Source organism: Palleronia abyssalis, from assembly GCF_900302445.1.
In the GTDB taxonomy this organism is placed as follows: domain Bacteria; phylum Pseudomonadota; class Alphaproteobacteria; order Rhodobacterales; family Rhodobacteraceae; genus Palleronia; species Palleronia abyssalis.
Genome location: NZ_ONZF01000003.1, coordinates 173387 through 198929 on the forward strand (window position 1 = coordinate 173387; position 25543 = coordinate 198929).

The following is a 25543-nucleotide window of genomic DNA, read 5'->3' on the forward strand; positions in this document are numbered from 1 at the left end:
CGGGCCGAGACTTAGGCCAGTCCCGCCGGTTTCACCAGCGTGCGCGTGCTGCCCCGGCCGCACGATTTCGCGGGGTCGCCCCCTTGGGCGGCTTCCGCCACGCGCCGATCCGCGCTACGCCCCTTTTCATGACCGAGCTGATCCTGGGCCGCGTGCTCGACCTTCATTCCGACCCGTTCGCCGTCCCGGTCGGGGATGCCTTCACCCTGCACGAAGGCGTGGCGATCCGCGACGACCGCATCCTGGCGGTGGGCGCCGCCGACGGTCTGCGCCGCGACCATCCGGGCGCGACCCAAACCGACATGGGCGATGCGCTGATCCTTCCGGGCTTCGTCGACGCGCACATGCACTATCCCCAGACTGGAATGATCGCCAGTTGGGGCAAGCGGCTGATCGACTGGCTGAACACCTATACCTTCCCAGAGGAATCGCGCTTCGGCGACCCCGCCCATGCCCGCGCGCAGACCGACACGACGCTGGACCTGATGCTGTCCCACGGCACCACATCCCTGTCGAGTTTCTGCACCATCCACCCCGAAAGCGTCGACGCGCTGTTTTCAGCGGCCGAGGCGCGGGGCATGGCCGTCATGGCGGGCCGTACCTGCATGGACCGCAACGCCCCCGCCGGCTTGCGCGACACCGCACAGGCCGCCCATGAAGAAAGCGCCGCCCTGTTGGACAAGTGGCACGACCGGGGCCGCGCGCGCTATGCGATCACGCCGCGCTTCACGCCGACCTCTACGCCCGAACAGCTCGAGGCCCTGGGGACGCTGTGGGCCGCGCATCCCACCTGCGCGATGCAGACCCACCTGTCGGAACAGGTGGACGAGGTCGCCTGGGTGCAGGACCTGGAACCCTGGGCGCGCGACTACCTCGACACCTACGAACGGTTCGGGCTGGTCGGCCCCGGCGCCATGTTCGGCCACGCCATCCACCTGACGGATCGGGAACGCGACCGCCTTCGCGACAGCGGCTCGGCCGTGGTCCACTGCCCCACATCGAATACCTTCATCGGGTCGGGGGTCTTCGACATGGCGCGCATGAAGGCCGACGGGATCACGACGGGGCTGGCCACCGATACCGGCGGCGGGTCGTCGTTTTCCATGCTGCGCACCATGGCCGCCGCCTATGAAATCGGGCAGCTTTCGGGCACCGCGCTGCACCCGGCGCAGCTTTTGTGGCTGGCGACCGCGGGATCGGCCCGCGCCATGCGGATGGAGGCGGACATCGGCACCCTCGCGCCCGGATCGGCCGCGGACCTCGTGGCTTTGAACCTCGCCTCGACCCCCGCCATCGCCCAGCGCACCGCCCGCGCCGACGACCTGTGGGAGGCCGTGTTCCCCACGATCATGATGGGCGACGACCGCGCCACCGCCGCCGTCTGGGTGGCGGGCAAGCGATGGACCCCACCGCACGCCGCGTTTGCGGGTTCGTAACGCGCGCCAAGCCATATCCGTCCCGCGCGCACTTGGAAGAACAGCGAGACCAGGGGGACCCGTTCGGCCTAGCGACCCGAACATGGCCCGCCCGCAGGTCTTACCGGTAGGATTGATGGACCGGGGGTGACGCCCTGCTCTGATCTCGTGCCCCGAAGGTGGCGCCACCGACTTCCATACCATCACACGACCGATCCCCGGCCCGGCCTGACGCCGCCGCCGGGCCATCGGCGTTGCGCGTCAGCAATCCATGCCAAGCACCATAACCCACCGGTCCCCCGACTGCGCCACGCCGTAGGTGCGCATTGCCGGATTCAGGATGTTGGCGCGGTGGCCCGGGCTGTCCATCCACGCCTCCAGCACGGTCACGCGGTCATAGGGACCGGCCGCGATGTTCTCGGCCCCGCCGGTACAGCCGACCGCGCGCAACCTGTCGGCCATGGTGCTGCCATCCGATCCATCATGCGAGAAGAACCCGGCCCGCGCCATGTCGGCCGCGTGCCGTTCGGCCGCGCGACGGGTGGCGGCGCTGGTCGTCAGCACGGGCAGACCGGCCGCTTGGCGATAGACGTTCACGTCTCCGCCCGCCGATCCCGACACCTCCGGAATCGATGGCGCCGCGACGCAGCCGCCGAGCATCAGACAGATCAGGATCGCGCGCATCTCAGCCCTCACCATTGGCCAGCGCCGTGGCAAGGCGCCTCTGATCGGCCAAAGTAGCCGCCAGGTCGATCGTGGTCACCCGCCCGTCCCGCACGATCCCGCGTCCCTCGACGAAAAGGTCACGCACGCGGGTCGGGCCCGCCAGCAGCAGGGCGGCCGGATCCCACGACCCCGCGGCCTCGACCCCTGTCATGTCCCAGATCGCAAGATCCGCGCGATACCCCGGCGCGATCCGGCCCACATCGTCGCGGCCCAGCACCTCGGCCCCGCCGCGGGTGGCGATCCATAGGGCCTCGCGTGCGCTCATGGCGTCCGCCCCCGAAGCCACGCGCTGCAACTGCATCGCCATGCGCGCCTCGGCCACCATGTTCCCGGCGTCGTTCGAGGCCGAGCCGTCCACCCCCAGCCCCACGCGCAGGCCCGCATCCCGCATCGCCCGCACCGGCGCGATCCCCGATCCCAGGCGGCAGTTCGAGCATGGGCAATGCGCCACCCCCGTCCCGGTGCGCGCGAACAGGTCGATCTCGGCCCCGTCCAGCTTCACGCAATGGGCGTGCCACACGTCGTCGCCGGTCCAGCCCAGGTCGCGCGCATACTCCCCCGGGCGGCAGCCGAACGTCGCCAGCGAATAGGCCACGTCCTCGGCATTCTCGGCCAGGTGGGTGTGCAGCCGCACGCCCTTGTCACGGGCCAGGATCGCCGCGTCGCGCATCAGCTCGCGGCTGACCGAGAAGGGCGAGCATGGCGCAACCCCCACCCGGCACATCGATCCCGGAGCGGGGTCGTGGAAGGTGTCGATCACCCGGATGCAATCGTCCAGGATCGCCCCCTCGCGCTCGACCAGCGCATCCGGCGGCAGGCCCCCGGCGCTTTCACCGATGGACATGGCTCCGCGGGTGGGATGAAAGCGCATCCCGATCTCGGCGGCGGCATGGATCGTGTCGTCCAGCCGCGCGCCATTGGGGAACAGGTACAGATGATCCGAGGTCGTCGTGCAGCCAGACAGCGCCAGCCCCGCCAGGGCCGAGACGCGCATGTGATCGGGCCCCATCCGCGCCCAGATGGGATAGAGGGTGCGTAGCCACCCGAACAGCAGCGCGTCCTGCGCGTCGGGAACGGCGCGGGTCAGCGTCTGGTACAGGTGGTGATGCGTGTTGATCAGGCCGGGCGTAATCAGGCAGCCTTCGGCGCGCACTTCCTCGGCCCCGTCGGCGGGCAGGTCGCGCCCGATCTCGGCGATGATGCCGCCCCTCAGACGCAGGTCTTGGTCCGACAGCTCGGCCCGGTCGTCATCCATGCTCAGGATCGTGCCCGCGCGGCGGATCAGGACATGGGACATCCGATCAGTCCTTCAGCAGCGCCAGCGCCTCGGCATGAATGGCGGGGTTGGCCGCGGCGATGACCCGACCGCCCCTATGGGCCGGGCCGCCGGTCCAGTCGGTGACGATCCCGCCAGCGGCCTTCACCACGGCCATCGGTCCCTGGATGTCGTAGGGTTGCAGGCCCGCCTCGATCACCACATCGATCTGGCCCATGGCCAGAAGACCGTAGGCATAGCAATCCAGACCATACCGCACCAGTTTGGACTTCTGCGCGACACGGACGAAGGCCTGTCCCTCGGGCGCGGTGCCCACTTCGGGGAAGGTGGTCATCACAATGGCGTCCTGGAGGGGCCGGCTCGGTCGGGTGTGCAACGGCATCTGCCCGCCCGGCCCGGTCAGGGTGGCACCATCCGGCCCGCCGAAGAACCGCTCCCCGATATGGGGTTGGTCGATCAGACCCAGGATGGGGCCGCCCGCGTCCGAGACGGCGACCAGAACGCCCCATGTCGGTGCGCCCGCCAGATAGGCGCGGGTGCCGTCGATGGGATCGAGAACCCAGGTCAGGCCGCTGCTGCCGGCCTGCGCTCCGTACTCCTCGCCCAGGATGGCGTCGTCGGGCCGCAGCCGGCCAAGGACCTCGCGCATGGCGCGTTCGGCCGCGCGGTCGCCCTCGGTCACGGGATCGAAGCCGCCATCCTCCTTGTTCGCGACATCCAGCGCGGTACGGAAATGGCGCAAGGTCTCGGGTCGGGCGGCGTCGGCGGCCGCGTGGGCGGCAGCCGTCAAATCGGCGATAAGGTCGGGGGCATGCGGCATCAAATATCGCTACGCCCCGGACAGGTGCCGGTCAAGCCGCGCTCAGGCGACGTCCGACAGGACGCGGGCCAATTCGAACAGGCGGCGACGTTGCGCTTCGGGAATCGCGTAGTACGAGCGGATCAGCTCCATCGCTTCGCGGTCGGTCATGAAATCGCGCTGCGCGTCCTCGCCAGTCGCGGCCTCGGTATCCAGCCCCTCGAAGAAGAACGAGATCGTGACGTCCAGCGCTTCGGCGATGTCCCAAAGCCGCGATGCGCTGACCCGGTTCATCCCGGTTTCGTATTTCTGAATCTGCTGGAACTTGATGCCGACTTTTTCGGCCAGTTGCTGTTGCGTCACGCCCGTCATCCAGCGACGTTGTCGGATGCGTGACCCCACGTGAATATCCACGGGATGCTTCATTTCAAATACCCTTCGGTCCCAATGCCCCAATAGTAGCGTGGACCCGATAGACGAAATATTATGTCGGCAATCAACCTGCCCGTTTAGTCAGGTTCGGTGAAGATCGCCGTAGATACACACGCAAAACGTGCGCGCTTCGCCCCCACCCAAAGGCTGCGCACAACCTAAAGAGGATCAACTCACACCGATGCGCGCGCTCCAGGTTTCCGATTTCGCTACTCCGCCCCGGCTTGACGACATTGCAATGCCCGATCCCGGGGATGGGCAAGTCCTGATCCGGATCGCCGCCTGCGGTTTGAATTTCGCCGATATGCTGATGGCCAGGGGGACCTATCAGGACACCCCGCCCCTGCCCTTCACCCTGGGGATGGAGCTTGCCGGCACGGTCGCGCGTCTGGGCGACGGGGTCACCGGGCTATCGGTGGGGCAGCGCGTCGCGGTGAATGCGGGCCATGGCGGCCTGGCCGAAGCCGGGGTCTTCCCCGCCGCCGCGGCCCAGCCGATCCCCGATGCCATGCCGTTCGAGGACGCTGCTGCCTTCATGGTCGCCTACGGCACGTCCCATCTGGGGCTGGTGCGGCGCGCGCGCCTGAAACGGGGCGAGCGCATGGTGGTGCTTGGGGCCGCGGGCGGCGTGGGGCTGACCGCGGTCGAAGTCGGCGCGGCACTGGGCGCCGAAATCGTCGCCGTCGCGCGCGGCGCCGCAAAGCTTGAAATCGCGCAGGCGGCCGGGGCGCATCACCTGATCGATTCGGGCACCGAGGGCGATCTGCGCGACCGTCTCAAGGCTCTGGGCGGCGTGGACGTGATCTACGATGCGGTCGGCGGTGCCCTGACCGAACAGGCCCTGCGCGCCGCCCGGCCCGAGGGGCGGCTGTTGGTCGTCGGCTTTGCCAGCGGGGATTTCCCGACGCTGCGGGCCAACCACCTGATGGTGAAGAACGTGGACGTCGTCGGCTTCTACTGGGGCGGCTACAAGGGGTTCGCGCCCGAGGTTCTGAGCGACAGCCTGGCCGAGGTGATGGACTGGTACACTGCCGGCAAACTGCGCCCCCACATAAGCCGGACCTTTCCCCTCGCCCAGGCCGATGAGGCGCTGGAGTTCCTGCGCAGCCGCAAGTCCACCGGCAAGGTCGTCGTGACGATGTAGGCCCCCGGTCTATTCGGCAGCTATCGCGGGCCGGTTGAGGCGGGCGTAGCTGTCGCGCAGCAGGGTCGTCAGGGTCGCGGCCACCTCGGCCTGCAGGGATTTCGAGCGGTACAGGTTGATCTTCTGGTCCGGCAGCGCCGGCAGTCCGGCGCCCGACGGCACCGGGTGGATCCCGTGCGGCAGCGTCTGGTCGAGGATCACATAGACCGCGAGGTCGGCCATCACGGCAACTTCGGTCGCCCGGTCCGAGGCGCTGTCGACCACCGACACCCAGTCGATTCCGGCCGCGTCCAGCCGCGCCCGCGCGATCGGGCTGAAGATGCAATTGCGACAGAAGGCGAACCGCAGGGGCCGTTCGCGGTAGGCCGTGCCGTTGGGTGCCCCCGCCCAGATCAGCGGCAGCGTCTGCAACGTCTCGGCCCCGTCATCCATCGTCTCTTCCGTGGTCAGGATCGCATCGCACTCGCCCCGGGCAAACATCTCCTTCAGGGTTCGCGTGGGAAGCGACAGAAGCTGGATGCGCAGGCGGGGATAACGCTGCGCGAAGGCGGCCAGCACGGGCGGGATCGCCGGGTAAAGAATGTCGTGCGGCACGCCCAGCGTGATCTCGCCTTCGTAAATGTCGTCGGTCAGGCGGGCCACCGCCTCGTCGTTCAGGATCAGCATCCGGCGCGCATAGCTGAGCAGTTGCTCGCCCGTGGGCGTCAGCGACACGGTGCGCGCGCTACGGTCCAGAAGCTGCAGGCCCAGCGATTCCTCCAGCCGCTTGAGCTGCATCGACACCGCAGATTGCGTCAGGTGCAGATGCCCCGCCGCCCGGGTCACGCCCCCCACCTCGGCCACCGTCACGAAAGAGCGGAGCGCGGTCATGTCGAGGTTTCGGGCCATATCAATATCCTTGATGTCGAGGGTAAGAAACATTCGTTTTCAAAAAGTATCCCGTCGGCCCATATACATCAAGTCCGCTTATGCAATTCGCTTGATCCATCAAACCTTACGGAGCTTTCTATGTCTGCCCTCTCGACCGGAATGTCCCAATCCCGCCCAGCCCGCCGGCTTGCGCTGAACAATCCCCTGCATTTCTGGGAATTGTATCGCCAGCGCAGACAGTTGGCGTCGCTCGACGCCCATCTTCTGCGCGATCTTGGCATCGCGCCCGCAGCGCGGGATGCCGAAGTGGTGCGCCCGGCTTGGGACGCGCCCGCCCATTGGATGAAATAATGACGCAGGATCCTGCGGGATCTTGAAGAACCCCCGGCAATTGCCAATATGGATGTGGGGACTGGCGGGTGTGCTGGTCCAACGGATCAATCGCTTGGAGGCATTCGATGGCTGACTATCAGACGATCCGTGCGGGCGCGGGAACGCGTTCCGCGCAGGTCGATCAAGGGCTTCGCGCCCACATGAACAAGGTTTACGGAACGATGTCCGTGGGCATGGTCATCACCGCGCTGGCGGGATGGGCCATCTCGGGGCTGGCCGTGAACGACGCGGGGCAGCTGACGCAGCTGGGCAACGCGATCTACGCCTCGCCGCTGAAATGGCTGATCATGTTCGCGCCGCTCATCATGGTGTTCGCCTTCGGGGCGATGGTCAACCGGATCTCGGCCGCGGGCGCGCAACTGTTCTTCTATACCTTCGCGGTTCTGATGGGCCTGTCGCTGTCGTCGATCTTCCTGATCTATACCGGCGTATCGGTCGCGCAGACCTTCCTGGTCACGGCCATCGCCTTCGCGGCGCTGTCGCTGTGGGGATACACCACGAAAAAGGACATCTCTGGGTGGGGATCGTTCCTCATCATGGGTGTCGTGGGTCTGATCGTGGCGTCGATCGTCAACATCTTCCTCGGTTCGCCGGCCATCGCTTTCGCGATCTCGGCGCTGGGTGTGCTGATCTTCGCCGGCCTGACCGCCTATGACACGCAGCGGATCAAGAACGACTATATCCAGCACGCGCAGGCGATGGATCAGGAGTGGCTTCAGAAATCCGCCATCATGGGCGCGCTGAACCTCTACCTCGACTTCATCAACCTGTTCATGTTCCTCCTGAGCTTCATGGGCCAGCGCGAGTAACGCGCAGCCCAGATCTGGATACGTCTCGAAGCCTGCCAGACCCTTCGTCCGGCAGGCTTTTTTTGTGCCGGACCGCGGACGACCGCCCTGGCAGACGGCCGGTATCGCCTTGGATTTTAGGGATAAGGAAGGTGGCGGCCCGGTATTTCGAAACCTCGCGGTAAGCATTGCGGACCATTCTCTGCGGTGATGGGGTCGGGGGATCGGGATGTATCACACCACAGTTCAGGAGGCTGGCGGGGGACTGTTCGACATGTTCGTCTCGCTCGGCCTTCCCGCCGTCGTGGCGGGTCGGGACAACCGCCAGGCATTTCGCATCGTACGGATGAACGCCGCGTTCCGCGCGATGGGGTTGGATATGAAGGCCGAGGACTCGGGCGCGTTCGCCCGGATCATCCCGCCCCGCGTAGCGGCCGATCTTCGGCGTGTGTCTCGACGGGTTCTGGCCACCGGCTTGCCCGAAACGGTCGACAAGGCCCTGGTGATCGACGGGGATCTGGCCTGGTGGCGATTGACCGTTTCCAAGTGCGATACCGCCGACGAACTGGTGCTGATCACCGCGCAGGATATCACGGACCTCAAGATGGCCGCGCTCAAACTCCTCGAGACGGCCGCCGAGCTGCGCGAGGGGACAGAGGCCATGGCCAAGCTGGCCGCCGCAACGGCGGTCCAGATGCGTGATGCTGTCGCAATACTCGAAGATACGGACGACGGGGCGCAGGGATCCGACGTGCCCCTCTGGCAGGTCCTGGCCAACGGTCGCAACGCGGCGAGCAGGGCCATGTTGGCGGCCGACGGTCTGGTCGCCAGGATCGAGGCGCAGGGCGCGGCCGCCTGTCGGTGCGAACCTTTGCACCTCGATCAGGTCTGCGCCGACATCGCGGCCATCATCGACCCCACGGCGCGGATCGACATTGTCTACCCCGACACCCGGATCCAGGCCGACCCGATGGTTCTGCATGTCTGCCTGCGCAACCTGATCGCCAACGCCGCGCGCTATGCGCACGGGATGGTTGAGGTCAGCCTGTACGAAAGCGCGTCCGGGGACGATCTGTGCCTGACCGTCGCGGATGACGGCCCGGGCTTCGGAAAATCGGTCGATCCCGCACACGGGGTGGACGGGCCGCATCACGGGATGCGCAGTAGCGGGCCGGGCGCCATCGTCCGGCTTCTGTCCTCGGTTGGTGGCAGCCTGACCCCCCTTCCCCCGCGTCTGGGGCGCGGCGCGACGATGCAGATGACGCTGCCCGGTCGGGTCCTGTACCGCGGGAGTGCGAGGCAATGACATGGGCAACCGCGGCGGTGTCACTGCGGGAGGAGCGTTCGAACCTTGAGGCGATTCAGCGGCTACGGCGGGGCCCCGCAGGATCGTGCCGCCTGCAGATCCGGGGGGCGCACGGTTGCGGTCGTTGTTCATCGCGCAACGTGAGGCGAGAGGTCATTCCCGACCGCTGAGCCTTTCCCGGTTCGGGCGCAGACGCTCCGCCGGCTGGATTAGAGGATGAAGGTCATGCCCAAGTCATCTCGGCACCCAGTTTCGGCCAACCGAACAATACCCAGCGACGGCAAGAGCGGTCGGCCACGGGGGTGACTGCCGTCCTGATGACGGACATCCATATCAAGGCACCAAGGGCTGCCATTCCGAAACGCCGGTCTATTCAAAGGCCGCGGGAAGACGCCGCGTCTTTCAGATTGAAAGCAATATCCGCAGGTCGCGCCGGCGATTGTTCTGCCCGAAGACCCGGCAGCGCGTGTCCCGCCTCAGCTCTCGGCCAGCCAGGCTTGTCCTGCCGGATAGCGCCGGTCCCCCAACGCCCGGGACGAAAGACGCGGACCGGGGGGGAACCCGGCTGTCCCGGCCTCCACCTTGTGGAGCAGGCGGGTGATCCGCACGAGGGTATCAGGATCGTGCCCCCGGGCCGCCAAGTCGGCGAGGTCGGCATCGCGCTCTATCAGATGCCCAAGAATTTCGTCGAGGACGTCCGGGGGCAGACCCTCGGTGGACGGTGGGCCCGACGCCCTGAAGACTCCGGACGGGATCGTGATATTCGCCGGGGCGCGCATCCAGTTTCGATGGGTCCCGACGCGCCATTGGCAAAGCTGCTCTACGCGCGAGCTGAAAACGTCCCCCACCGGATTGTAACGGCCCGGGTTTGCACCGTGTGGCATCGCGCCAAGTGCCATGTCGGTCTTGTTCACGGCCACCAGTGGCAGGGCCCCGGTCGTTTCGGCCAGCGCCGCAAGGGCAAGATCGCGCAGGCGCGCGGGGAAGGCGGTTCTGTCTTCGTGGTCCCTCAGCAGGGGGTGAAGCGCCTCGGCCAAGGCCCCGGCAACCGCGTCGAGCGCGATCTGATCGATCCGGGCGCCCAGATCGTGCGCGAGGTCTCTGGCGGCATCTCGCGAAGGCCGGGTAGGCCCCCCTTCGCCCATCATCACGCAGTGCACGTTGTCGGGGCCCAAGGCATCCACTGCGATGATTGCGGTCAAGGCACTGTCGGTGCCGCCGGTCGGGTCGACGATGGCCGTGCCGGCCCCTGTAACGTGGCATCGGTGCGTCAGCGCGTCGACCAGGATACGATACTCCTGCTCGACCTGTGGCGGAAGCGGCGGGCGGTCCCCGGTCGAGGCGGTCCAGCCCGCCCCGTCCCTTGCGAAGTCGACGTGACGCAGACCCGGGTCGCAAAACCCCATCTGATGGGCCAGCGCCCCGCCCCGGTTCAGAATGAAGCTGGTCCCGTCGCAGGTGGTCCGGCCGTCCCCGCCCAGTCCGTTTAGATGGATCAGGGGCAACCCGGTCTCGACCACCCGGGCGACGGCGTGGGTCAGTCGCCGGTCATGCCCGCCGCGGTGAAATGGGGCCGCCGTGGGGGCCAGCAGGATCTCGGCCCCCGACTCGGCCTGCGCTTCGGCCACGTCGGGGGCGTGTGCGTCCTCGCCGAGCAGCACGCCGATGCGGACTGGCCCGACCGAGACCGGACCGGGGATCGGGGCCGCGTCGAAAAGGCCGGCGTGGTCATAGGCGCCGTCCTTCGCCACGGTATGCTTCAGGACGCGGGCGGTGATCGCCCCGCCCTGGCACACCCAGTAGGCCGCGTGCAGGGTGCCGCGCGCGCGGCAGGGCGCACCGATCAGAAGCGCGGGGCCTTGGGATGTGCGCTGCGCGAGATCGGCGACCGTATCATGTACGGCGTCCATGAAGGCCTGATCCCGAACCAGATCGCCAAGGTCGGGACCGGTCAGGAACAGTTCGGGCAACGCCAGCATGTCCGACCCCGCCTCGCGCGCGGCCGTCCACGCGGTCATGGCCTGCGCGGCGTTGCCGGCAAGATCACCGGGCGCGGGGCCGAGTTGCGCCAGCGTGGCGCGGAAACGATCGGTCATGTCGGGGCCTCCATCCGGCGCGACTTATCCGGCGCGCAGGCCATGGGAAGGGGCGAAACGGGAAAAGCGTTGCGGCCCGGGCGTGCCCCGGCTAATTTCAGGCGAAGTTTCAAGGACGGAGCGTATGACGAATAGCCTTCTTCTGAGATATGGCCTTATCGGATCGCTACTGGTGGCCGGTGCGGCCTCGGCGCAGGACGGTCAGGGCGGGCCCGTCCAGTACGAGGATGGGGGCGTCTACGAAGGCGAGTTCCAGGATGGCTTGCAGCATGGCCAAGGCACCTACCGCCTGCCCAACGGGTTCGAATACACCGGCGAATGGGTCGAGGGAGAGATCCGCGGCGAGGGCGTCGGACGCTTTCCTGACGGGTCGGTCTACGAGGGCGCGTTCATGTCCGGCAAGCCCCATGGGCAAGGCCGGATTACCTTCGCGGACGGGGCCACCTACGAGGGTGACTGGCTGGCCGGCGTGATCGAGGGTGAAGGTGTTGCGACCTATGCCGACGGCAGCCGCTATGCCGGGGAATTCCGCAACGCCCAGCGCCATGGGCAAGGCCGGCTGGAGACCGAGGCCGGGTATGTCTACGAAGGCGACTGGGTGTATGGCGAAAAGTCCGGCGAAGGCGTCATCACCTTTTCGGACGGATCGACCTATGAAGGCCAGATGTCGGACGATGCCCGCAACGGGCAAGGCCGATTGGAAATGGCCGACGGCCTGATCTACGAGGGGGAATGGACCCAGGGCGCCATGACCGGCGAAGGCACCCTGACCCTGCCCAACGGCGACGTCTATACCGGCGCGCTGGTCAACCAGCAGCGCCAGGGCCAGGGTCGGGTGGAATACGCCAATGGCGACGTCTACGAGGGCGGCTTCGTCAACGACCTGCGCGAGGGCGAGGGCAGCTTCCTTGGCGCCAACGGCTACAGCTATACCGGCGACTGGGTGGCCGGCCGGATCGAGGGGCAAGGCACGGCGACCTATCCCGACGGGTCGGTCTATACCGGACAGTTCCGCGACGACCTGCCCACCGGCCAAGGCAGCATCACCTTCGCCGACGGCACGATCTATGAAGGACAGTTCGAGGGCGGCGTGATCCAGGGCACCGGCATCGCGACCTACCCCAATGCCGCGATCTACGAGGGTCAGTTCGCCGATGGCGAGCGTGAGGGGGAAGGCACGCTGACGCTGCCGGACGGGACCGTCTATGAGGGCCAGTTCGTGGATGGGCAGCGCGAGGGCGAAGGCACGGCGACATATCCCGACGGCACCGTCTATGTCGGCAATTACGAGGATGACCGCCGAAGCGGCCTAGGCCGGATCACCTATCCCGACGGGTCCACCTACGAGGGCAGCTTCGTCGAGGGCCGGATCGAGGGCGAGGGCGTCGCGACCTATGCCAATGGCGACGTCTATCGCGGGGCATTTGTCGATGGCCAGCGCGAGGGCGAAGGCACCGTGCAATACGCCAATGGCGAGGAAGAGACGGGCACCTGGGTTTCGGGCGCGCTGACCGCGCAGGCCGAACAGGCCGAGCCCGCCGCCGAGGTCGAGCCTGCCGCCGAGGTGGACTCCGAGGACGGCTGAGCCCCTTTTGCCCGGGCGGCGCTGCCCCCATATCGGGTGAAAAGGAGCAGTCTCATGCGGTATTCCCTTCTCGACCTGTCGCCCGTCCCCGAAGGGTTCGAGGCGAAGGACGCCATCGCCAACACCGTCGATCTGGCCCGCCATGCCGAAGGGCTGGGCTATCACCGGTTCTGGCTGGCCGAACACCACAACATGCCCGGCATCGCGTCGGCCGCGACGTCGGTGCTGATCGGCCATGTGGCGGGCGCCACGAAGCGTATCCGGGTCGGCGCGGGTGGCATCATGCTTGGCAACCACGCGCCGCTGGCCATCGCCGAACAATTCGGCACGCTGGCGACGATGTATCCCGACCGGATCGATCTGGGCCTTGGACGCGCGCCCGGCGGCGATATGAACGTGATGCGCGCGCTTTATCGTCCCGGCCGCGACGACTTCCCCGCGGATGTCGCGCTGCTTCAGCAGTTGTTCGGTCCCGCCCGGCCCGGTGCCCCGATCGTTGCCGTACCCGGCGAGGGGACGAACGTGCCGCTGTATATCCTGGGCTCGTCGCTCTACGGCGCGGGGTTCGCGGCGCAGCAGGGGCTGCCCTATGCCTTTGCTTCGCATTTCGCGCCCGATGCGCTGGAGGATGCGTTCCGCCTGTATCGCGACAGCTACCAGCCCTCGGACGCGCATCCGACGCCCCACGCGATCATGGCGATCAACGTCTTTGCCGCCGATACGCGGGACCATGCCGTGAAGATGCGCACCTCGATGCAGCAGGCGTTTGCACGACTGCGCACCGGACAGCCCGGCAAGCTGCCCGCCCCGGTGGACGATATCGATGCCGCGATCGGGCGACAGATGACGCAGGCCGTGGATCATGCGCTGCGGATCACGGCGACGGGCACGAAGAATGAGGTCGCCGACCAGATCGCCGCGATGGTCGAACGTCACCGCCCCGACGAGGTGATCCTGACCGGCAACATCCACGGCCATGCCGACCGGTTGCGGTCGTTCGAGATCGCCGCCGAGGCGATGCAGGAGCAGGCGGCACTGGCGGCCTAGACCCGCGCGCCCTGCGCCATGCGGTTCAAGAACGTATCGGCCTCGGACAGGATGGTTTCGCGCTTGTCCGGGGCCATCCGGTCCCAAGTGGAATAGACGCGGCTGATCCGGGGGTTATCCGCGAACCTGTCGCGGTTGCGCACGAGGAAATGCCAGTAGAGCAGGTTGAACGGGCAGGCCCCCTGCCCCGTCTTGGTCTTGGCCGAATAGGCGCAGTCGCCGCAATAGTCGGACATCTTGTCGATGTAATTCGCGCTGGAGGCATAGGGTTTGGACGCCACGATGCCGCCATCGGCGAACTGGGTCATGCCGATGACATTGGCGCACATCACCCATTCATAGGCGTCGGCATAGACGCTCATGTACCAGTGCTGGACCTCTTGCGGGTTCAGCCCAGCGATCAGGGCGAAATTGCCGGTGACCATCAGGCGCTGGATGTGGTGGGCATAGGCCTCGTCCCGGGTCTGGGCCACGGTTTCGGAAATGCAGCGCATGTCGGTCGGGTCGCCCCAGAAGAAGCCCGGCAGGCTGCGCTGCGCGTCCAGATCGTTGCGTTGTGCGTAGTCGGGACCTTGCAGAAAGTAGATCCCCCGCACGTATTCGCGCCAGCCGATGATCTGGCGAATGAAGCCTTCGACCGCATTGATTGGGGCGTCGCCGTCCTTCCAGGCCTGTTCGGCGGCGCGGCAGACCTCGAGCGGGGTCAGAAGGCCCGCGTTCATGTAGACCGACAGCACCGAGTGATAGAGAAAACAGCTTTGGGCCATCATCGCGTCCTGGTAATCTCCGAAGCGTGGCAAGGCGTGAGTGATGAAGCGGGCCAGCGCGCGATGGGCCTCGCCACGATCCGTGGCGAACCAGAACCCGTCGAGCGTGCCGAAGCTGTTGCCGAAGCGGCGGCGGACAAGGGTCAGCACGTCCTCGGTGATCTCGTCGGGGGTGAAGTGCATGGGGCCGGAGAAGTCGATGGCCTCCGGTGCGGGCTTGCGGTTGTCGTGGTCATAGTTCCACTTGCCGCCCGCGGGCTGGTCGCCTTCCATCAACAGGCCGGTCTTGCGGCGCATGTCGCGGTAGAACCATTCGAGGCGCAGCTCTTTCCGGCCCTCGGCCCAGCGCGCAAACTCGGTGTGGTTGGCGATGAAGCGGTCATCCTCCAGCTGGCGGACGGTCAGGGGACAGTCGTTCAGCGCCTCGATCAGGCGCCATTCGCCGGGTTCGGTCGCAATGACCTTGGTCGTCCCGTGTTCCTCGGCGCGTCGCAGAAGCTCAGCCGGGATGGACCCCGCGTTTTCCGGGTCGTCGAGCGTGGTGTAGGCGACGCGCAACCCGCCCTCGCGCAGGCCGGCAGCGAATTTGCGCATGGCGGCAAAGCAGAAGGCGATCTTGCGTGGGTGGTGGGGGACGTAGGTCGCCTCGGTCTCGACCTCGGCCATGACGACCGTGTCGCCATCGCGATAGTCGCGCAAGGCCGCCACGTCGCGGGTCAGCTGATCGCCAAGGACAAGGATCAGGCGGCTCACCAGGGGATGTCCTTGCCCGCGTAGTCGTAGAAGCGGCCTGTCTGCTCTGGGGTCAGGCCCTCGATCACGTCGATCAGGTTGGCGGCGGCGGTGTCGGGCGTGACCTTGTCGTGGTCGTAACCCTCGGTGAAGGTCGTGGCGACGGTGCCCGGGTGCAGGCAGGTGACGATGGCCTGCCGATGGGTGCGCGCGAGTTCGACCGCAGCGCCGTGCAGCAGGCTGTTGAGCGCGGCCTTCGACGTGCGGTAGGAGTACCAGCCGCCCAAGCCGTTATCCCCGATCGAGCCGACCCGCGCCGACAGGGCGGCAAAGACGAACCGGTCGCCGCGGGGGATGTGGGGTTTCAGGTGCTTCAGCACCAGCGCGGGGCCAAGCGCGTTCAGGCGGATCTGCGCGATCAGCTCGTCCCCGGTCAGGTCTGCCAGCGATTTCTCGGGCGCCGCGCGGGTCGAGGTCAGCGCCCCGGTCGCCACGAAGACCAGTCCGAACGGGTGGTCGAGGGCGGCGAGCGCCGCCTTCACGCTGTCCTCGTCGGTGATGTCGAGGCCATCCTTGCTGCGCGACAGACGCGTCACGGTCCAGCCGCGCGCGTCCAGTTCGGCGGCGACCGCCGCGCCCACCCCGCCCGAGGCGCCGACCACCAGGGTGCGGTTACTCGGCATAAATCATCTTTCGTGTCATCCCGCCGTCCAGCGTCAGGATCTGCCCGGTCATGAACTGTGCCCCGGCGAGGTATTCGACCGCCTCGGCGATGTCCGACGGCTTGCCGGCACGGCCCACAGGGTGCTGGTCGTGATCAACGTCGCGCAGGGCGTCGAAATCGCCCGTCACGACCCAGCCCGGCGCGATGCCGTTCACCCGGACTTGCGGCCCCAGCGAGATCGCCAGCGCATGGGTCAGCGCCTCGATCCCGCCCTTGGTGGCGGCGTAGGCTTCGGTGTTGGCCTCGGACATGCGCGCGCGGGTGGAGCTCATCAGAACCATCGCCCCCTTTGCGGCGCGCAGCAGCGGCACGCCGTGCTTGGCCATCAGGAAGCTGCCGGTCAGGTTGGTGCCGATCCAGGCGTTCCAGTCCGACAGCGACAGATCCTCGATCGGGCCGCTTTCGGGGCTTGCGACACCGGCGTTCGAGACGAGGAGGTCCAGCCGGTCCAGCCCCGTGACAGCCTGTCGGACAGACGCCTCGTCCGAGACGTCGGCCCGGATGCGGCGCAGGTTGGCGTGATCGGTCAGATCGTCCAGCGCGTCCGCATCGCGGTCCAGCGCGTGGACAATCCAGCCGAGGTCCAGAAGATGAGCGACAATGCCGCGGCCAATGCCGTTCGCGCCGCCGGTGATGAGTGCATGTTTCATGGATAGGCCAGCTATACCGCCCCCTGCCCCGGTCAAACCCGATTGGACGTGCGGGCGTGCTGGAAATTGCCGCACCCAGCGTCTAAATGAGCGCGACACCTGAAACGAGGCCCCCATGTCCCGCGTCCTGATCACCTCGGCGATCCCTTACATCAATGGCATCAAGCATCTCGGGAACCTCGTCGGCTCGATGCTGCCCGCCGACCTCTATGCGCGCTACCGGCGCGGGCGCGGCGACGAGGTGCTGTTCCTGTGCGCCACGGACGAGCATGGCACACCCGCCGAGATCGCCGCCCAGAAGGCCGGCAAACCGGTGGCCGAATACTGCGCCGAGATGTGGCAGACCCAGAAGGCCCTGAGCGACGGGTTCCTGCTGTCCTTCGACAAGTTCGGCCGATCCTCCAGCCCGCAGAACCGCCAGCTGACGCAGCATTTCGCGGCCAAGCTGCACGAGGCTGGCCTGATCGAGGAACGGACCGAGACGCAGGTCTATTCCAACGCCGACGGCCGCTTCCTGCCCGACCGCTATATCGAGGGCACCTGCCCCAACTGCGGCCACGACAAGGCGCGCGGCGACCAGTGCGAGAACTGCACGAAGCAGCTCGACCCCGTGGATCTGATCGAACCGCGCTCGGCCATTTCGGGCAGCACGGACCTTGAGGTGCGCGAGACCAAGCACCTCTACCTTCTGCAATCCAAGATGCGCGACGACCTGCGGGAATGGATCGACACGCGGACGGACTGGCCGATCCTGACCACGTCCATTGCGAAGAAATGGCTGGATGACGGCGACGGCTTGCAGGACCGTGGCATCACGCGCGATCTGGAATGGGGCGTGCCGGTGCGCCGGGGCGACGGAGATTGGCCGGGGATGGAGGGCAAGGTCTTCTACGTCTGGTTCGACGCCCCCATCGAATACATCGCCTGCGCCAAGGAATGGACCGACGAGAAGGGCATGCCCGACGCCGACTGGCAGCGCTGGTGGCGCACCGACCACGGCGCCGACGACGTGCGTTACGTCCAGTTCATGGGCAAGGACAACGTGCCGTTCCACACCCTGTCCTTCCCCGTGACGATCATGGGCGCGAACTCGACGGGCGAGGATTGGAAGCTTGTCGATTACATCAAGTCGTTCAATTACCTGAACTACGATGGTGGGCAGTTCTCGACCAGTCAGGGCCGTGGCGTCTTCATGGACCAGGCGCTGTCGATCCTTCCGGCGGATTACTGGCGCTGGTACCTGCTGCGCAACGCGCCCGAGAACGGCGACAGCGAATTCACGTGGGAGACGTTCCAGGCCGCCTCGAACCGCGACCTCGCGGACGTGCTGGGCAACTTCGTCAGCCGCGTCACCAAGTTCTGCCGCTCGAAATTCGACGAAACCGTCCCCCAAGGCGGCACCTACGGTCCCGAGGAAGAGGCGGTGATCGCCGACCTGACGACGCGCGTGGCCGAGTACACGCGCCTCATGGACGCGATCGAGATCCGCAAGGCGGCGGCCGAGCTTCGCGCGATCTGGGTCGTGGGCAACGAGTATCTCCAGCGCACCGCCCCCTGGACGGCATTCAAGGAAGACCCCGACCGCGCCGCTGCGATCATCCGCCTGTCGCTGAGCCTGATCCGTCTCTACGGCATCCTGTCGCAGCCCTTTATCCCGGACGCAGCGAACGCGATGCTGAAAGCCATGCGCACCGATGCCGCGTGGCCCAACGACGTGTCGCAGGCGCTCGACGCCCTGCCCGCCGGTCACGCCTTCGACGTGCCGGAAAACCTCTTTGCCAAGATCACCGACGAGAGCCGCGACGACTGGGCCGCGCGCTTCTCGGGGACACGGGACTGACACCATGAGCATCAAGATCGCCCCCTCGATCCTGTCCGCCGACTTCGCCGATTTCGGGCGCGAGATTCGCGCCATCGAGGATCAGGGCGCGGACTGGGTCCATGTAGACGTGATGGACGGGCATTTCGTGCCGAACCTGACCTTCGGGCCGCCCGCCGTGAAGGCGTTTCGCCCACACGTGAAAACCGTGATGGACGTGCATCTGATGATCGCGCCCGTCGATCCGTTCATCGAGGCCTACGCGGTTGCCGGCGCCGACATCCTGACCGCCCATGTCGAGGCCGGCCCCCACATCCACCGCACGCTTCAAGCGATCCGGGGCGCGGGGATGAAGGCCGGCGTGGCGCTGAATCCCGGCACACCGGCCGAGGCGGTTGCCCATGTGCTGGACCTGGTGGATCTGGTCTGCGTGATGACGGTCAATCCGGGCTTCGGCGGGCAGAGCTTCATCGACATGACCGGCAAGGTCCGGCAGCTGCGCACGATGCTGGGGGACCGGCCCGTGCATATCGAAATCGACGGGGGTGTCGATCCTTCGACCGCCCCGAAGGTCGTCGCCGCCGGGGCAGATGTGCTGGTCGCGGGCAGCGCCGTATTCAAGGGTGGCTCGGTCGCGGAACCGGAGGTTTACGGGCGCAACATCGCGGCGATCCGGTCGGCGGCCGAAGGGATCACCGGGACCGTCGCCTAGCATCGCGAAACAGGTTTTTGGCCGAAACTCTTGGGGTTATCCGGCGACCTTCATTTGTCTGGGGCGACGGGGGTATAGGCGCAGCGGTCCGGCTTGACGTCCAGAAGCGGCGTACCGTCGAGGCAGTCGAGACCCCGCACCAGCAGCTTTCCCCCCTCGCGCCCGATCAGGCGTACGCGTGACGTTCCGATGGGGTTTGGCCGCACCGGCGAGCGGAGCGAAAACGTCCCGCGAACCTTTCCGTCCGATTTCGGGCTTTGCAGGATCAGGTCCCTGCGGCTGAGGTCGAGCCAATAGAGAAGCTCGACCCCGGCGAACTGTTCGATCCCGTCGAGGGCCGCGTCCCAAGGCGGATCGAGCTCCACCCGGCACAAGGGCCCGTCTGGATCGCCTTGCCGGGGGCAGTCCTTGCGATCTGTCCAGGGTGTACGGATGCGCCCGATGAAGCGCAGCGCGGCGTCATCGGGCGCGGGAAGCTCCGCCGCCTGTTCACCGGGGCGCAGATCCATCAGTCGAGAGCGTTCAGGACGGTGCGCAACGTCTCTCCGATCTGGTCGATATGCGACTGGTCGATAATCAGGGGCGGCGACATGGCGATGATGTCGCCCGTGGTGCGGATCATCACGCCGGCCTCGAACGCGTCGAGGAAGGCCTGGAAGGCCCGCTTGGTCGGGTGGCCGTCGATCGGTTGCAACTCGATCGCGCCGATCAGGCCCATGTTGCGGATGTCGATCACATGGCGGCAGTCGCGCAACCCATGCAGCATGTCGGCCCACGCGTCCTCCAACCCGGCGGCATGTTCGAACAGCCCCTCCTCGCGGTAGGTGTCCAACGTGGCGAGGCCCGCCGCACAGGCGACCGGCGTCCCCGAATAGGTATAGCCGTGGAACAGCTCGATCAGATGGTCGGGGCCGTGCATGAAGGCGTCGTGGATCTCGGCACTGGCGATGACGGCGCCCATGGGGATCGTGCCGTTGGTCAGGCCCTTGGCGCAGGTGATCATGTCGGGCGTGACGCCCAGACGATCCGCCGCAAACGCCGACCCCAGACGGCCGAAGCCGGTGATGACCTCGTCGAAGATCAGCAGGATGCCATGCTTTCGCGTGATCTCGCGCAGGCGTTCGAGGTAGCCCTTGGGCGGCAACAGGACGCCGGTAGAGCCTGCGACGGGTTCGACGATCACGGCGGCGATGGTTTCGGCGCCATGAAGGGCCACGAGGCGTTCCAAATCCTCGGCCAGATGGGCGCCATGCTCGGGCTGGCCGCGCGTCCAGGCGTTGTCGGGGATGTGGGTATGGGGCAGGTGATCCACACCCGGAACCAATGGCCCAAAAACGCGGCGATTGTTGACAATTCCGCCAACCGAAATCCCGCCGAAGTTCACACCGTGATAGCCGCGCTCGCGGCCAATCAGGCGGGTCCGGCCGCCCTGCCCTTTCGCCTTGTGGTAGGCCAGAGCGATTTTCAGAGCCGTCTCAACAGCTTCCGAGCCGGAGTTCGTGTAGAATACGTGGTCCAGTCCTTGCGGTGCCAGCGCGCCGAGGCGCGAGGCCAGCTCGAACGCCTTGGGGTGGCCCATCTGGAAGGCGGGCGCGTAGTCGAGTTCGGCCACCTGGTCCTGCACAGCCTTCACGATCTTCGGGCGGCAATGCCCGGCATTCACGCACCACAGGCCGGCGGTGGCGTCGAGGATCTCGCGCCCGGTATCGGTGAAATAGCTCATACCCTCGGCGCGGGTCAGCATACGCGGCGCCGCCTTGAACTGGCGGTTCGCGGTGAAGGGCATCCAGAAGGCGGACAGGTCGTTCGGGGCGTTCATCGGGTCCTCCATGACGTTGTCCCAGCCTTGATCCGGTCGGGGGGCCGCGTCAATCGCCCGCGTTTCCCGATCAGCGAACGGACGCGCGCAAGCTGCGGTCAAGCTCCAGCCCCAGGCTTTGCGCCAGGGAGACGGCCAGCGGGGCCACGTCGGGACGCAGGATCAGGCAGGCAATCATCATCGCATCCTCGCGCGGACCATGGGTCGCGGTGCTGCAGAACAGGGCAAAGACCGCTTCGTCCGAGCCGACGCAATCACAGTCGCAGGACGGCGCGTGGATGGCCAAGGGACGCCGCGCGGTCTGGGACACCAGGTCGAACAGTTCGCCGAAACGGGCAAGAAGGCGCTTGGCGCGCGCGGCGCCGAAGCGGATCGTCAAATCCTCGGCCAGCTCGACACGGCCGTCGGGGGGGCCATCCCACAGCCGCAGGGCGCGCAGCCACCATGCTTCGGGCGCGGACAGAGTCTCGCGCCGGCGCACGGGGGCGGCACCGGGGGGCGGCGTTTCGGGGCGGAAGACGGGGCGGTTCATGGCGGATCCTCGTGGCGTGCGAAAATCCTGACTATTTTTATTGGATACGTCAATCACCCACTTCAGTCCGATATTTTTCATTGACGTCGCGAAATGAGGTGGAACTTCCCGGCGGGAGGGTCTGGACCATCCCCGATCCCCCTGCAAAGGTTTGCGGCATGCGGCCGGGCATCAACGACCCGGCTCCACCTCAACAGGGAGTTTTTCCATGAAATTCCGATCCACCCTGGCCGTCTCGGCCCTGGCGCTCGGTCTTGCAGGCGCGGCCAGCGCGCAGCAGACGCTTGTCTATTGCTCGGAAGGCAGCCCCGAGGGCTTCGATCCGGCGCTTTATACCGCAGGCACGACCTTCGATGCCTCGTCGCACACCGTCTATAACCAGCTGGTCGAATTCGAGACCGGCACCACCAACGTGGTCCCCGGCCTGGCCGAAAGCTGGGAGGTCAGCGAAGACGGTACGCAGGTGACGTTCACCCTGCGCGAGGGGGTTCAATTCCACTCGAACGACATGTTCACCCCCAGCCGTGACTTCAACGCCGACGACGTGATCCACACGTTCGAGCGTCAGGGCGGCGAAGGCTCGTGGGAATACTACAACGCCATGTCGATGCCCGACCTCATCGAATCGATCGAGAAGGTCGACGACATGACAGTCCGCTTCAACCTGACGCGCCCTGAGGCGCCGTTCATTGCCAACATGGCCATGGATTTCGCGTCGATCGTGTCGGCGGAATACGCGCAGGCGATGGAAGAGGCCGGAACGCCCGAGATGGTGAACCAGCAGCCCATCGGCACCGGACCCTTCGTGTTCGAGGATTACCAGACCGACGCGGTCATCCGGTATTCCAAGAACCAGGACTACTGGAAGTCGGACGAGCCAAAGGTCGACAACCTGGTCTTCGCGATCACGCCCGACGCGTCGGTGCGGCTGCAGCGTCTTCAGGCGGGCGAGTGCCATGTCATGCCCTACCCGAACCCGGCAGATGTCGAATCGATTCGCGAGAACGACGATCTGGACCTGCTTGAGCAGGAAGGCCTGAACGTCGGGTACCTGGCCTACAACACCACGCAGGAGCCGTTCGACGACCCGCAGGTGCGCAAGGCGCTGAACATGGCCATCGACAAGGAGGCCATCATCGACGTGATCTTCGGCGGTCAGGCCGAACAGGCCAAGAACCCGATCCCGCCGACCATGTGGTCCTACAACGAAGAGATCGAGGACGATCCCTACGATCCCGAGCAGGCCCGCCAGATGCTGGAAGAGGCCGGGGTCGAGGACCTGTCGATGAAAATCTGGGCGATGCCGGTGCAGCGCCCCTACAACCCCAACGCCCGCCGCATGGCCGAGCTGATCCAGGAGGATTTCAGCGAGGTCGGCGTGGACGTCGAGATCGTGTCCTACGAATGGGGCGAGTATCTGGAGCGGTCGTCGGCCGAGGATCGCGACGGTGCGGTGCTTCTGGGGTGGACCGGTGACAACGGCGATCCGGACAACTTCCTGGCCGTGCTTCTGGGCTGCGACGGCGTGGGCGGTGCGAACCGCGCGCAATGGTGCAACGAGGAGTTCGACTCGATCGTGCAGGAAGCGAAGACGGTTAGCGACCAGTCCGAGCGGGCGGACATGTACGAAGAGGCGCAGGCCATCTTCAAGGAGCAGGCGCCGTGGGCGACCATCGCACACTCGGTCGTGTTCATGCCGGTCCGGTCCGAGGTCGAGGGTTATATCGTCCATCCGCTGGGCGGACACCTTTTCGACACGGTTTCGATCAACCAGGACTGATTGACTGACACGGCGGCGGGGTGCACCATTCGGTGCGCCCCGTCGTTTTCCTTTTATGACAGACCGTTACGCAGGATATCGCGACCCCGCCGACAGGCGTGAGGTCGATGCCGTGGCCGAGTTCCGGATCAAGGGCGGCGTGCCGACGCCCGACACGGGCTTCCGGTCCCTGACGTCCTTCCCGACCGGGTAGAAGGTGATCTGATGCTTAAATTCTTCCTCTCGCGGCTTGGGACGTTCATTCCGACGTTTCTCGGTGTTACGCTGATTTCGTTCGCGTTCATCCGCGTGCTGCCGGGCGATCCGATCATCGTCATGGCCGGCGAGCGCGGCCTGAGCCAGGAGCGATACGAGGCGCTGCGCAGCCAATACGGGTTCGACCAGCCGCTTTACGTGCAATTCTGGGAGTATTTCACCGGCGTGCTGCAGGGCGATCTGGGCACCAGCTTCGTGACGAACCGACCCGTGTGGGACGAATTCTTCTCGCTGTTCCCAGCCACGCTGGAGCTGTCGATCTGCGCCATCATCATTGCGATCGCGCTGGGACTTCCCGCAGGCGTCATCGCAGCGGTCTATCGCGGCAAGTTCTTCGACCGCGCGCTGATGTCCACGGCGCTGATCGGATATTCCATGCCGATTTTCTGGTGGGCGCTGCTGCTGATCATCGTGTTCTCGGGCAATCTGGGGTGGACGCCGGTGTCGGGGCGGATGGGGCTTTTGTATTTCTTCGACGACGTGACGGGATTCATGCTGATCGATTCGCTGCTGTCGGGTCAGGAGGGGGCCTTCGGCAGCGCGGTGCATCACTTGATCCTACCGTCGATCGTGCTGGCGACGATCCCGCTGGCCGTGATCGCCCGCCAGACGCGGTCAGCCATGCTGGAGGTCCTATCCGAGGATTACATCCGCACCGCACGCGCCAAGGGCCTGTCGCCTGGCCGGGTCAACGGGCTGCACGCGCTGCGTAATGCGATGATCCCGGTCATCACCGTGATCGGCCTGTCGGTCGGCACGCTTCTGGCCGGCGCGATCCTGACCGAGACGATCTTTTCCTGGCCCGGCATCGGGAAATGGATGGTCGATTCCATTTTCCGGCGGGATTATCCCGTTGTTCAGGGCGGACTTCTGATGATCGCCGTGATGGTGATGTTCGTGAACCTGATCGTCGATCTGCTCTATGGTCTTATCAATCCCAAGATCCGGAAACGCTGACATGGCCGACGCATCCTCGCAAACCGGACGGCAGGTCCTGAAGGACGGCGGCACGCGCCCCACCCGCTTCCGCACGTTCTGGAATTCGTTCAAGGAAAACCGCGGCGCGGTGATGGGCCTCTGGGTGTTCCTGGCGTTCCTTCTGGTGGCGGTTTTCGCCCCATTTCTGGCGCCCTACGACCCCTCGGCCCAATTCCGCGATGCCACCCTGCAACCCCCCGTCTGGCAGGAGGGGGGGACGTGGGGCTTCCCCTTGGGCACCGATGCCGTCGGGCGCGACATGCTCAGCCGGTTGATCCACGGCGCGCGGTTCTCGTTCTTCGTGGGCATCGTGGTCGTGGTCGTGGCCGCGACGGGCGGGATCATCATCGGCCTGATCGCCGGGTTTGCGCCGACGTGGCTGGATACGCTGATCATGCGCCTGATGGACATCATCCTGGCGTTCCCGTCGCTTTTGCTGGCCCTCGTGCTGGTGGCAGTGCTGGGGCCCACGCTTCTGAACGCGATGATCGCGATCGCGCTGGTGTTGCAGCCGCATTACGTCCGCTTGACACGTGCGTCAGTCCTGTCGGAGCGGTCGAAGGACTACGTGATCGCCTCGCGCGTCGCGGGGGCCGGCCGGGCGCGGCTGATGTTCATTACCGTTCTGCCGAACTGCCTTGCGCCGATCATCGTGCAGGCCGCCCTGTCCTTCTCGACCGCGATCCTTGATGCCGCCGCGTTGGGCTTTCTGGGCATGGGCGCACAGCCGCCCACGCCGGAATGGGGCACGATGCTGGCCGATGCGCGCGAATTCGTGCTGCGCGCTTGGTGGGTCGTCACTTTGCCGGGCATCGCGATCCTCGTGACCGTGCTGGCGATCAACCTGATGGGCGACGGGCTTCGCGACGCGCTCGACCCGAAACTCAAGCGGAGCTGA

Annotated in this window: 25 protein-coding genes; 13 read left to right on the forward strand and 12 right to left on the reverse strand. The window is 66.4% G+C overall.

Translation table 11 applies throughout. The features are described from left to right. The first annotated feature begins 128 nt into the window (after positions 1-128). Entirely contained in the window at positions 129-1436 is a 1308-nt protein-coding gene (gene guaD / locus PAA8504_RS08140) for a guanine deaminase (protein WP_108894065.1), read from the forward strand. Between the two features lie 240 nt (positions 1437-1676). Here guaD and PAA8504_RS08145 read toward each other — a convergent pair whose 3' ends face one another. The 4 genes from PAA8504_RS08145 to PAA8504_RS08160 are packed head-to-tail and all read right to left on the reverse strand — an operon-like array spanning position 1677 to position 4642. Further along, complete coding sequence (locus tag PAA8504_RS08145; RefSeq protein ID WP_181375733.1) at positions 1677-2099, reverse strand: CAP domain-containing protein; 423 nt, start codon at positions 2097-2099, stop codon at positions 1677-1679. A gap of 1 nt (position 2100) precedes the next feature. Further along, on the reverse strand, positions 2101-3438 hold the full coding sequence (locus tag PAA8504_RS08150; protein WP_108893691.1) for an 8-oxoguanine deaminase: 1338 nt from the start codon (positions 3436-3438) through the stop codon (positions 2101-2103). Between the two features lie 4 nt (positions 3439-3442). Then, positions 3443-4237: an inositol monophosphatase family protein gene (locus PAA8504_RS08155; protein WP_108893692.1), complete on the reverse strand. Its 795-nt coding sequence runs from the start codon at positions 4235-4237 to the stop codon at positions 3443-3445. A gap of 42 nt (positions 4238-4279) precedes the next feature. Next, the gene (locus tag PAA8504_RS08160) at positions 4280-4642 is read right to left on the reverse strand and encodes a helix-turn-helix domain-containing protein (RefSeq protein ID WP_108893693.1); all 363 of its coding nucleotides are present in this window, start codon (positions 4640-4642) and stop codon (positions 4280-4282) included. A 187-nt stretch (positions 4643-4829) separates the two neighbouring features. Between PAA8504_RS08160 and PAA8504_RS08165 the strand changes: the two genes are divergently transcribed. After that, positions 4830-5792 (forward strand): NADPH:quinone oxidoreductase family protein, encoded by a 963-nt coding sequence (locus PAA8504_RS08165; protein WP_108893694.1) that lies wholly within the window; start codon positions 4830-4832, stop codon positions 5790-5792. Between the two features lie 9 nt (positions 5793-5801). Here the strand turns inward: PAA8504_RS08165 and PAA8504_RS08170 are convergent, their stop codons facing one another. Then, positions 5802-6713: a LysR family transcriptional regulator gene (locus tag PAA8504_RS08170; protein ID WP_370739683.1), complete on the reverse strand. Its 912-nt coding sequence runs from the start codon at positions 6711-6713 to the stop codon at positions 5802-5804. Positions 6714-6800: 87 nt separating this feature from the next. Here PAA8504_RS08170 and PAA8504_RS08175 point away from each other — a divergent pair, with 87 nt between their 5' ends. From PAA8504_RS08175 to PAA8504_RS08185, 3 genes are all read left to right on the forward strand, one after another. Then, the gene (locus tag PAA8504_RS08175; RefSeq protein WP_245897567.1) at positions 6801-7013 is read left to right on the forward strand and encodes a DUF1127 domain-containing protein; all 213 of its coding nucleotides are present in this window, start codon (positions 6801-6803) and stop codon (positions 7011-7013) included. Positions 7014-7120: 107 nt separating this feature from the next. Beyond that, on the forward strand, positions 7121-7864 hold the full coding sequence (locus tag PAA8504_RS08180; RefSeq protein ID WP_108893695.1) for a Bax inhibitor-1/YccA family protein: 744 nt from the start codon (positions 7121-7123) through the stop codon (positions 7862-7864). Between the two features lie 208 nt (positions 7865-8072). Continuing rightward, complete coding sequence (locus PAA8504_RS08185) at positions 8073-9149, forward strand: PAS domain-containing sensor histidine kinase (protein ID WP_108893696.1); 1077 nt, start codon at positions 8073-8075, stop codon at positions 9147-9149. 476 nt (positions 9150-9625) lie between these two features. Here the strand turns inward: PAA8504_RS08185 and PAA8504_RS08190 are convergent, their stop codons facing one another. Next, positions 9626-11245, reverse strand: a complete 1620-nt coding sequence (locus tag PAA8504_RS08190; RefSeq protein WP_108893697.1) for a nitrilase-related carbon-nitrogen hydrolase — start codon at positions 11243-11245, stop codon at positions 9626-9628. Between the two features lie 124 nt (positions 11246-11369). Between PAA8504_RS08190 and PAA8504_RS08195 the strand changes: the two genes are divergently transcribed. Both PAA8504_RS08195 and PAA8504_RS08200 read left to right on the forward strand, forming a co-directional pair. After that, positions 11370-12830 (forward strand): MORN repeat-containing protein, encoded by a 1461-nt coding sequence (locus tag PAA8504_RS08195; RefSeq protein WP_108893698.1) that lies wholly within the window; start codon positions 11370-11372, stop codon positions 12828-12830. Positions 12831-12884: 54 nt separating this feature from the next. After that, entirely contained in the window at positions 12885-13877 is a 993-nt protein-coding gene (locus PAA8504_RS08200; protein WP_108893699.1) for an LLM class flavin-dependent oxidoreductase, read from the forward strand. Here the strand turns inward: PAA8504_RS08200 and PAA8504_RS08205 are convergent. Genes PAA8504_RS08205 through PAA8504_RS08215 form a run of 3 tightly spaced genes read right to left on the reverse strand, consistent with a single transcriptional unit; the run spans position 13874 to position 16750 of the window. Continuing rightward, positions 13874-15397 carry a cryptochrome/photolyase family protein gene (locus PAA8504_RS08205; protein ID WP_219928906.1) on the reverse strand — a complete coding sequence of 508 codons (1524 nt, stop codon included), beginning with the start codon at positions 15395-15397 and terminating at the stop codon, positions 13874-13876. The genes PAA8504_RS08200 and PAA8504_RS08205 overlap by 4 nt on opposite strands. Next, positions 15394-16059: an SDR family NAD(P)-dependent oxidoreductase gene (locus PAA8504_RS08210; RefSeq protein ID WP_108893701.1), complete on the reverse strand. Its 666-nt coding sequence runs from the start codon at positions 16057-16059 to the stop codon at positions 15394-15396. Before PAA8504_RS08210 ends, PAA8504_RS08205 begins: the two co-directional genes overlap by 4 nt. Further along, positions 16049-16750, reverse strand: coding sequence for an SDR family oxidoreductase (locus tag PAA8504_RS08215; protein ID WP_108893702.1), 702 nt, complete (start codon positions 16748-16750; stop codon positions 16049-16051). The genes PAA8504_RS08210 and PAA8504_RS08215 overlap by 11 nt, the downstream gene beginning before the upstream one ends. Positions 16751-16865: 115 nt before the next feature. Between PAA8504_RS08215 and metG the strand changes: the two genes are divergently transcribed. After that, complete coding sequence (gene metG, locus PAA8504_RS08220) at positions 16866-18590, forward strand: methionine--tRNA ligase (protein WP_108893703.1); 1725 nt, start codon at positions 16866-16868, stop codon at positions 18588-18590. A gap of 4 nt (positions 18591-18594) precedes the next feature. After that, positions 18595-19281, forward strand: coding sequence for a ribulose-phosphate 3-epimerase (gene rpe, locus PAA8504_RS08225; RefSeq protein ID WP_108893704.1), 687 nt, complete (start codon positions 18595-18597; stop codon positions 19279-19281). Between the two features lie 50 nt (positions 19282-19331). On the opposite strand, the gene PAA8504_RS08230 is transcribed toward rpe, so the two are convergent. Genes PAA8504_RS08230 through PAA8504_RS08240 form a run of 3 tightly spaced genes read right to left on the reverse strand, consistent with a single transcriptional unit; the run spans position 19332 to position 21632 of the window. Then, entirely contained in the window at positions 19332-19790 is a 459-nt protein-coding gene (locus PAA8504_RS08230) for an SAM-dependent methyltransferase (protein ID WP_108893705.1), read from the reverse strand. After that, positions 19790-21112 (reverse strand): omega-aminotransferase AptA, encoded by a 1323-nt coding sequence (gene aptA / locus PAA8504_RS08235; protein WP_108893706.1) that lies wholly within the window; start codon positions 21110-21112, stop codon positions 19790-19792. Before aptA ends, PAA8504_RS08230 begins: the two co-directional genes overlap by 1 nt. Before the next feature lie 58 nt (positions 21113-21170). Beyond that, complete coding sequence (locus PAA8504_RS08240; RefSeq protein ID WP_108893707.1) at positions 21171-21632, reverse strand: hypothetical protein; 462 nt, start codon at positions 21630-21632, stop codon at positions 21171-21173. Positions 21633-21840: 208 nt separating this feature from the next. Here PAA8504_RS08240 and PAA8504_RS08245 point away from each other — a divergent pair, with 208 nt between their 5' ends. Genes PAA8504_RS08245 through PAA8504_RS08255 form a run of 4 tightly spaced genes read left to right on the forward strand, consistent with a single transcriptional unit; the run spans position 21841 to position 25543 of the window. Next, the gene (locus PAA8504_RS08245; RefSeq protein ID WP_108893708.1) at positions 21841-23412 is read left to right on the forward strand and encodes an ABC transporter substrate-binding protein; all 1572 of its coding nucleotides are present in this window, start codon (positions 21841-21843) and stop codon (positions 23410-23412) included. A gap of 55 nt (positions 23413-23467) precedes the next feature. Continuing rightward, positions 23468-23605, forward strand: coding sequence for a hypothetical protein (locus tag PAA8504_RS22025; RefSeq protein ID WP_181375734.1), 138 nt, complete (start codon positions 23468-23470; stop codon positions 23603-23605). A gap of 11 nt (positions 23606-23616) precedes the next feature. Beyond that, positions 23617-24624, forward strand: a complete 1008-nt coding sequence (locus tag PAA8504_RS08250; protein ID WP_108893709.1) for an ABC transporter permease subunit — start codon at positions 23617-23619, stop codon at positions 24622-24624. A gap of 1 nt (position 24625) precedes the next feature. Beyond that, complete coding sequence (locus PAA8504_RS08255) at positions 24626-25543, forward strand: ABC transporter permease subunit (protein WP_108893710.1); 918 nt, start codon at positions 24626-24628, stop codon at positions 25541-25543.

Excerpts from the sequence above, each read along its gene's own strand:
- guaD (WP_108894065.1), top strand. The coding sequence starts at position 129 with ATGACCGAGCTGATCCTGGGCCGCGTGCTCGACCTTCATTCCGACCCG.
- PAA8504_RS08145 (WP_181375733.1), bottom strand. The coding sequence starts at position 2,099 with ATGCGCGCGATCCTGATCTGTCTGATGCTCGGCGGCTGCGTCGCGGCG.
- PAA8504_RS08150 (WP_108893691.1), bottom strand. The coding sequence starts at position 3,438 with ATGTCCCATGTCCTGATCCGCCGCGCGGGCACGATCCTGAGCATGGAT.
- PAA8504_RS08155 (WP_108893692.1), bottom strand. The coding sequence starts at position 4,237 with ATGCCGCATGCCCCCGACCTTATCGCCGATTTGACGGCTGCCGCCCAC.
- PAA8504_RS08160 (WP_108893693.1), bottom strand. The coding sequence starts at position 4,642 with ATGAAGCATCCCGTGGATATTCACGTGGGGTCACGCATCCGACAACGT.
- PAA8504_RS08165 (WP_108893694.1), top strand. The coding sequence starts at position 4,830 with ATGCGCGCGCTCCAGGTTTCCGATTTCGCTACTCCGCCCCGGCTTGAC.
- PAA8504_RS08170 (WP_370739683.1), bottom strand. The coding sequence starts at position 6,713 with ATGTTTCTTACCCTCGACATCAAGGATATTGATATGGCCCGAAACCTC.
- PAA8504_RS08175 (WP_245897567.1), top strand. The coding sequence starts at position 6,801 with ATGTCTGCCCTCTCGACCGGAATGTCCCAATCCCGCCCAGCCCGCCGG.
- PAA8504_RS08180 (WP_108893695.1), top strand. The coding sequence starts at position 7,121 with ATGGCTGACTATCAGACGATCCGTGCGGGCGCGGGAACGCGTTCCGCG.
- PAA8504_RS08185 (WP_108893696.1), top strand. The coding sequence starts at position 8,073 with ATGTATCACACCACAGTTCAGGAGGCTGGCGGGGGACTGTTCGACATG.
- PAA8504_RS08190 (WP_108893697.1), bottom strand. The coding sequence starts at position 11,245 with ATGACCGATCGTTTCCGCGCCACGCTGGCGCAACTCGGCCCCGCGCCC.
- PAA8504_RS08195 (WP_108893698.1), top strand. The coding sequence starts at position 11,370 with ATGACGAATAGCCTTCTTCTGAGATATGGCCTTATCGGATCGCTACTG.
- PAA8504_RS08200 (WP_108893699.1), top strand. The coding sequence starts at position 12,885 with ATGCGGTATTCCCTTCTCGACCTGTCGCCCGTCCCCGAAGGGTTCGAG.
- PAA8504_RS08210 (WP_108893701.1), bottom strand. The coding sequence starts at position 16,059 with ATGCCGAGTAACCGCACCCTGGTGGTCGGCGCCTCGGGCGGGGTGGGC.
- PAA8504_RS08215 (WP_108893702.1), bottom strand. The coding sequence starts at position 16,750 with ATGAAACATGCACTCATCACCGGCGGCGCGAACGGCATTGGCCGCGGC.
- metG (WP_108893703.1), top strand. The coding sequence starts at position 16,866 with ATGTCCCGCGTCCTGATCACCTCGGCGATCCCTTACATCAATGGCATC.
- rpe (WP_108893704.1), top strand. The coding sequence starts at position 18,595 with ATGAGCATCAAGATCGCCCCCTCGATCCTGTCCGCCGACTTCGCCGAT.
- PAA8504_RS08230 (WP_108893705.1), bottom strand. The coding sequence starts at position 19,790 with ATGGATCTGCGCCCCGGTGAACAGGCGGCGGAGCTTCCCGCGCCCGAT.
- aptA (WP_108893706.1), bottom strand. The coding sequence starts at position 21,112 with ATGGAGGACCCGATGAACGCCCCGAACGACCTGTCCGCCTTCTGGATG.
- PAA8504_RS08240 (WP_108893707.1), bottom strand. The coding sequence starts at position 21,632 with ATGAACCGCCCCGTCTTCCGCCCCGAAACGCCGCCCCCCGGTGCCGCC.
- PAA8504_RS08245 (WP_108893708.1), top strand. The coding sequence starts at position 21,841 with ATGAAATTCCGATCCACCCTGGCCGTCTCGGCCCTGGCGCTCGGTCTT.
- PAA8504_RS22025 (WP_181375734.1), top strand. The coding sequence starts at position 23,468 with ATGACAGACCGTTACGCAGGATATCGCGACCCCGCCGACAGGCGTGAG.
- PAA8504_RS08250 (WP_108893709.1), top strand. The coding sequence starts at position 23,617 with ATGCTTAAATTCTTCCTCTCGCGGCTTGGGACGTTCATTCCGACGTTT.
- PAA8504_RS08255 (WP_108893710.1), top strand. The coding sequence starts at position 24,626 with ATGGCCGACGCATCCTCGCAAACCGGACGGCAGGTCCTGAAGGACGGC.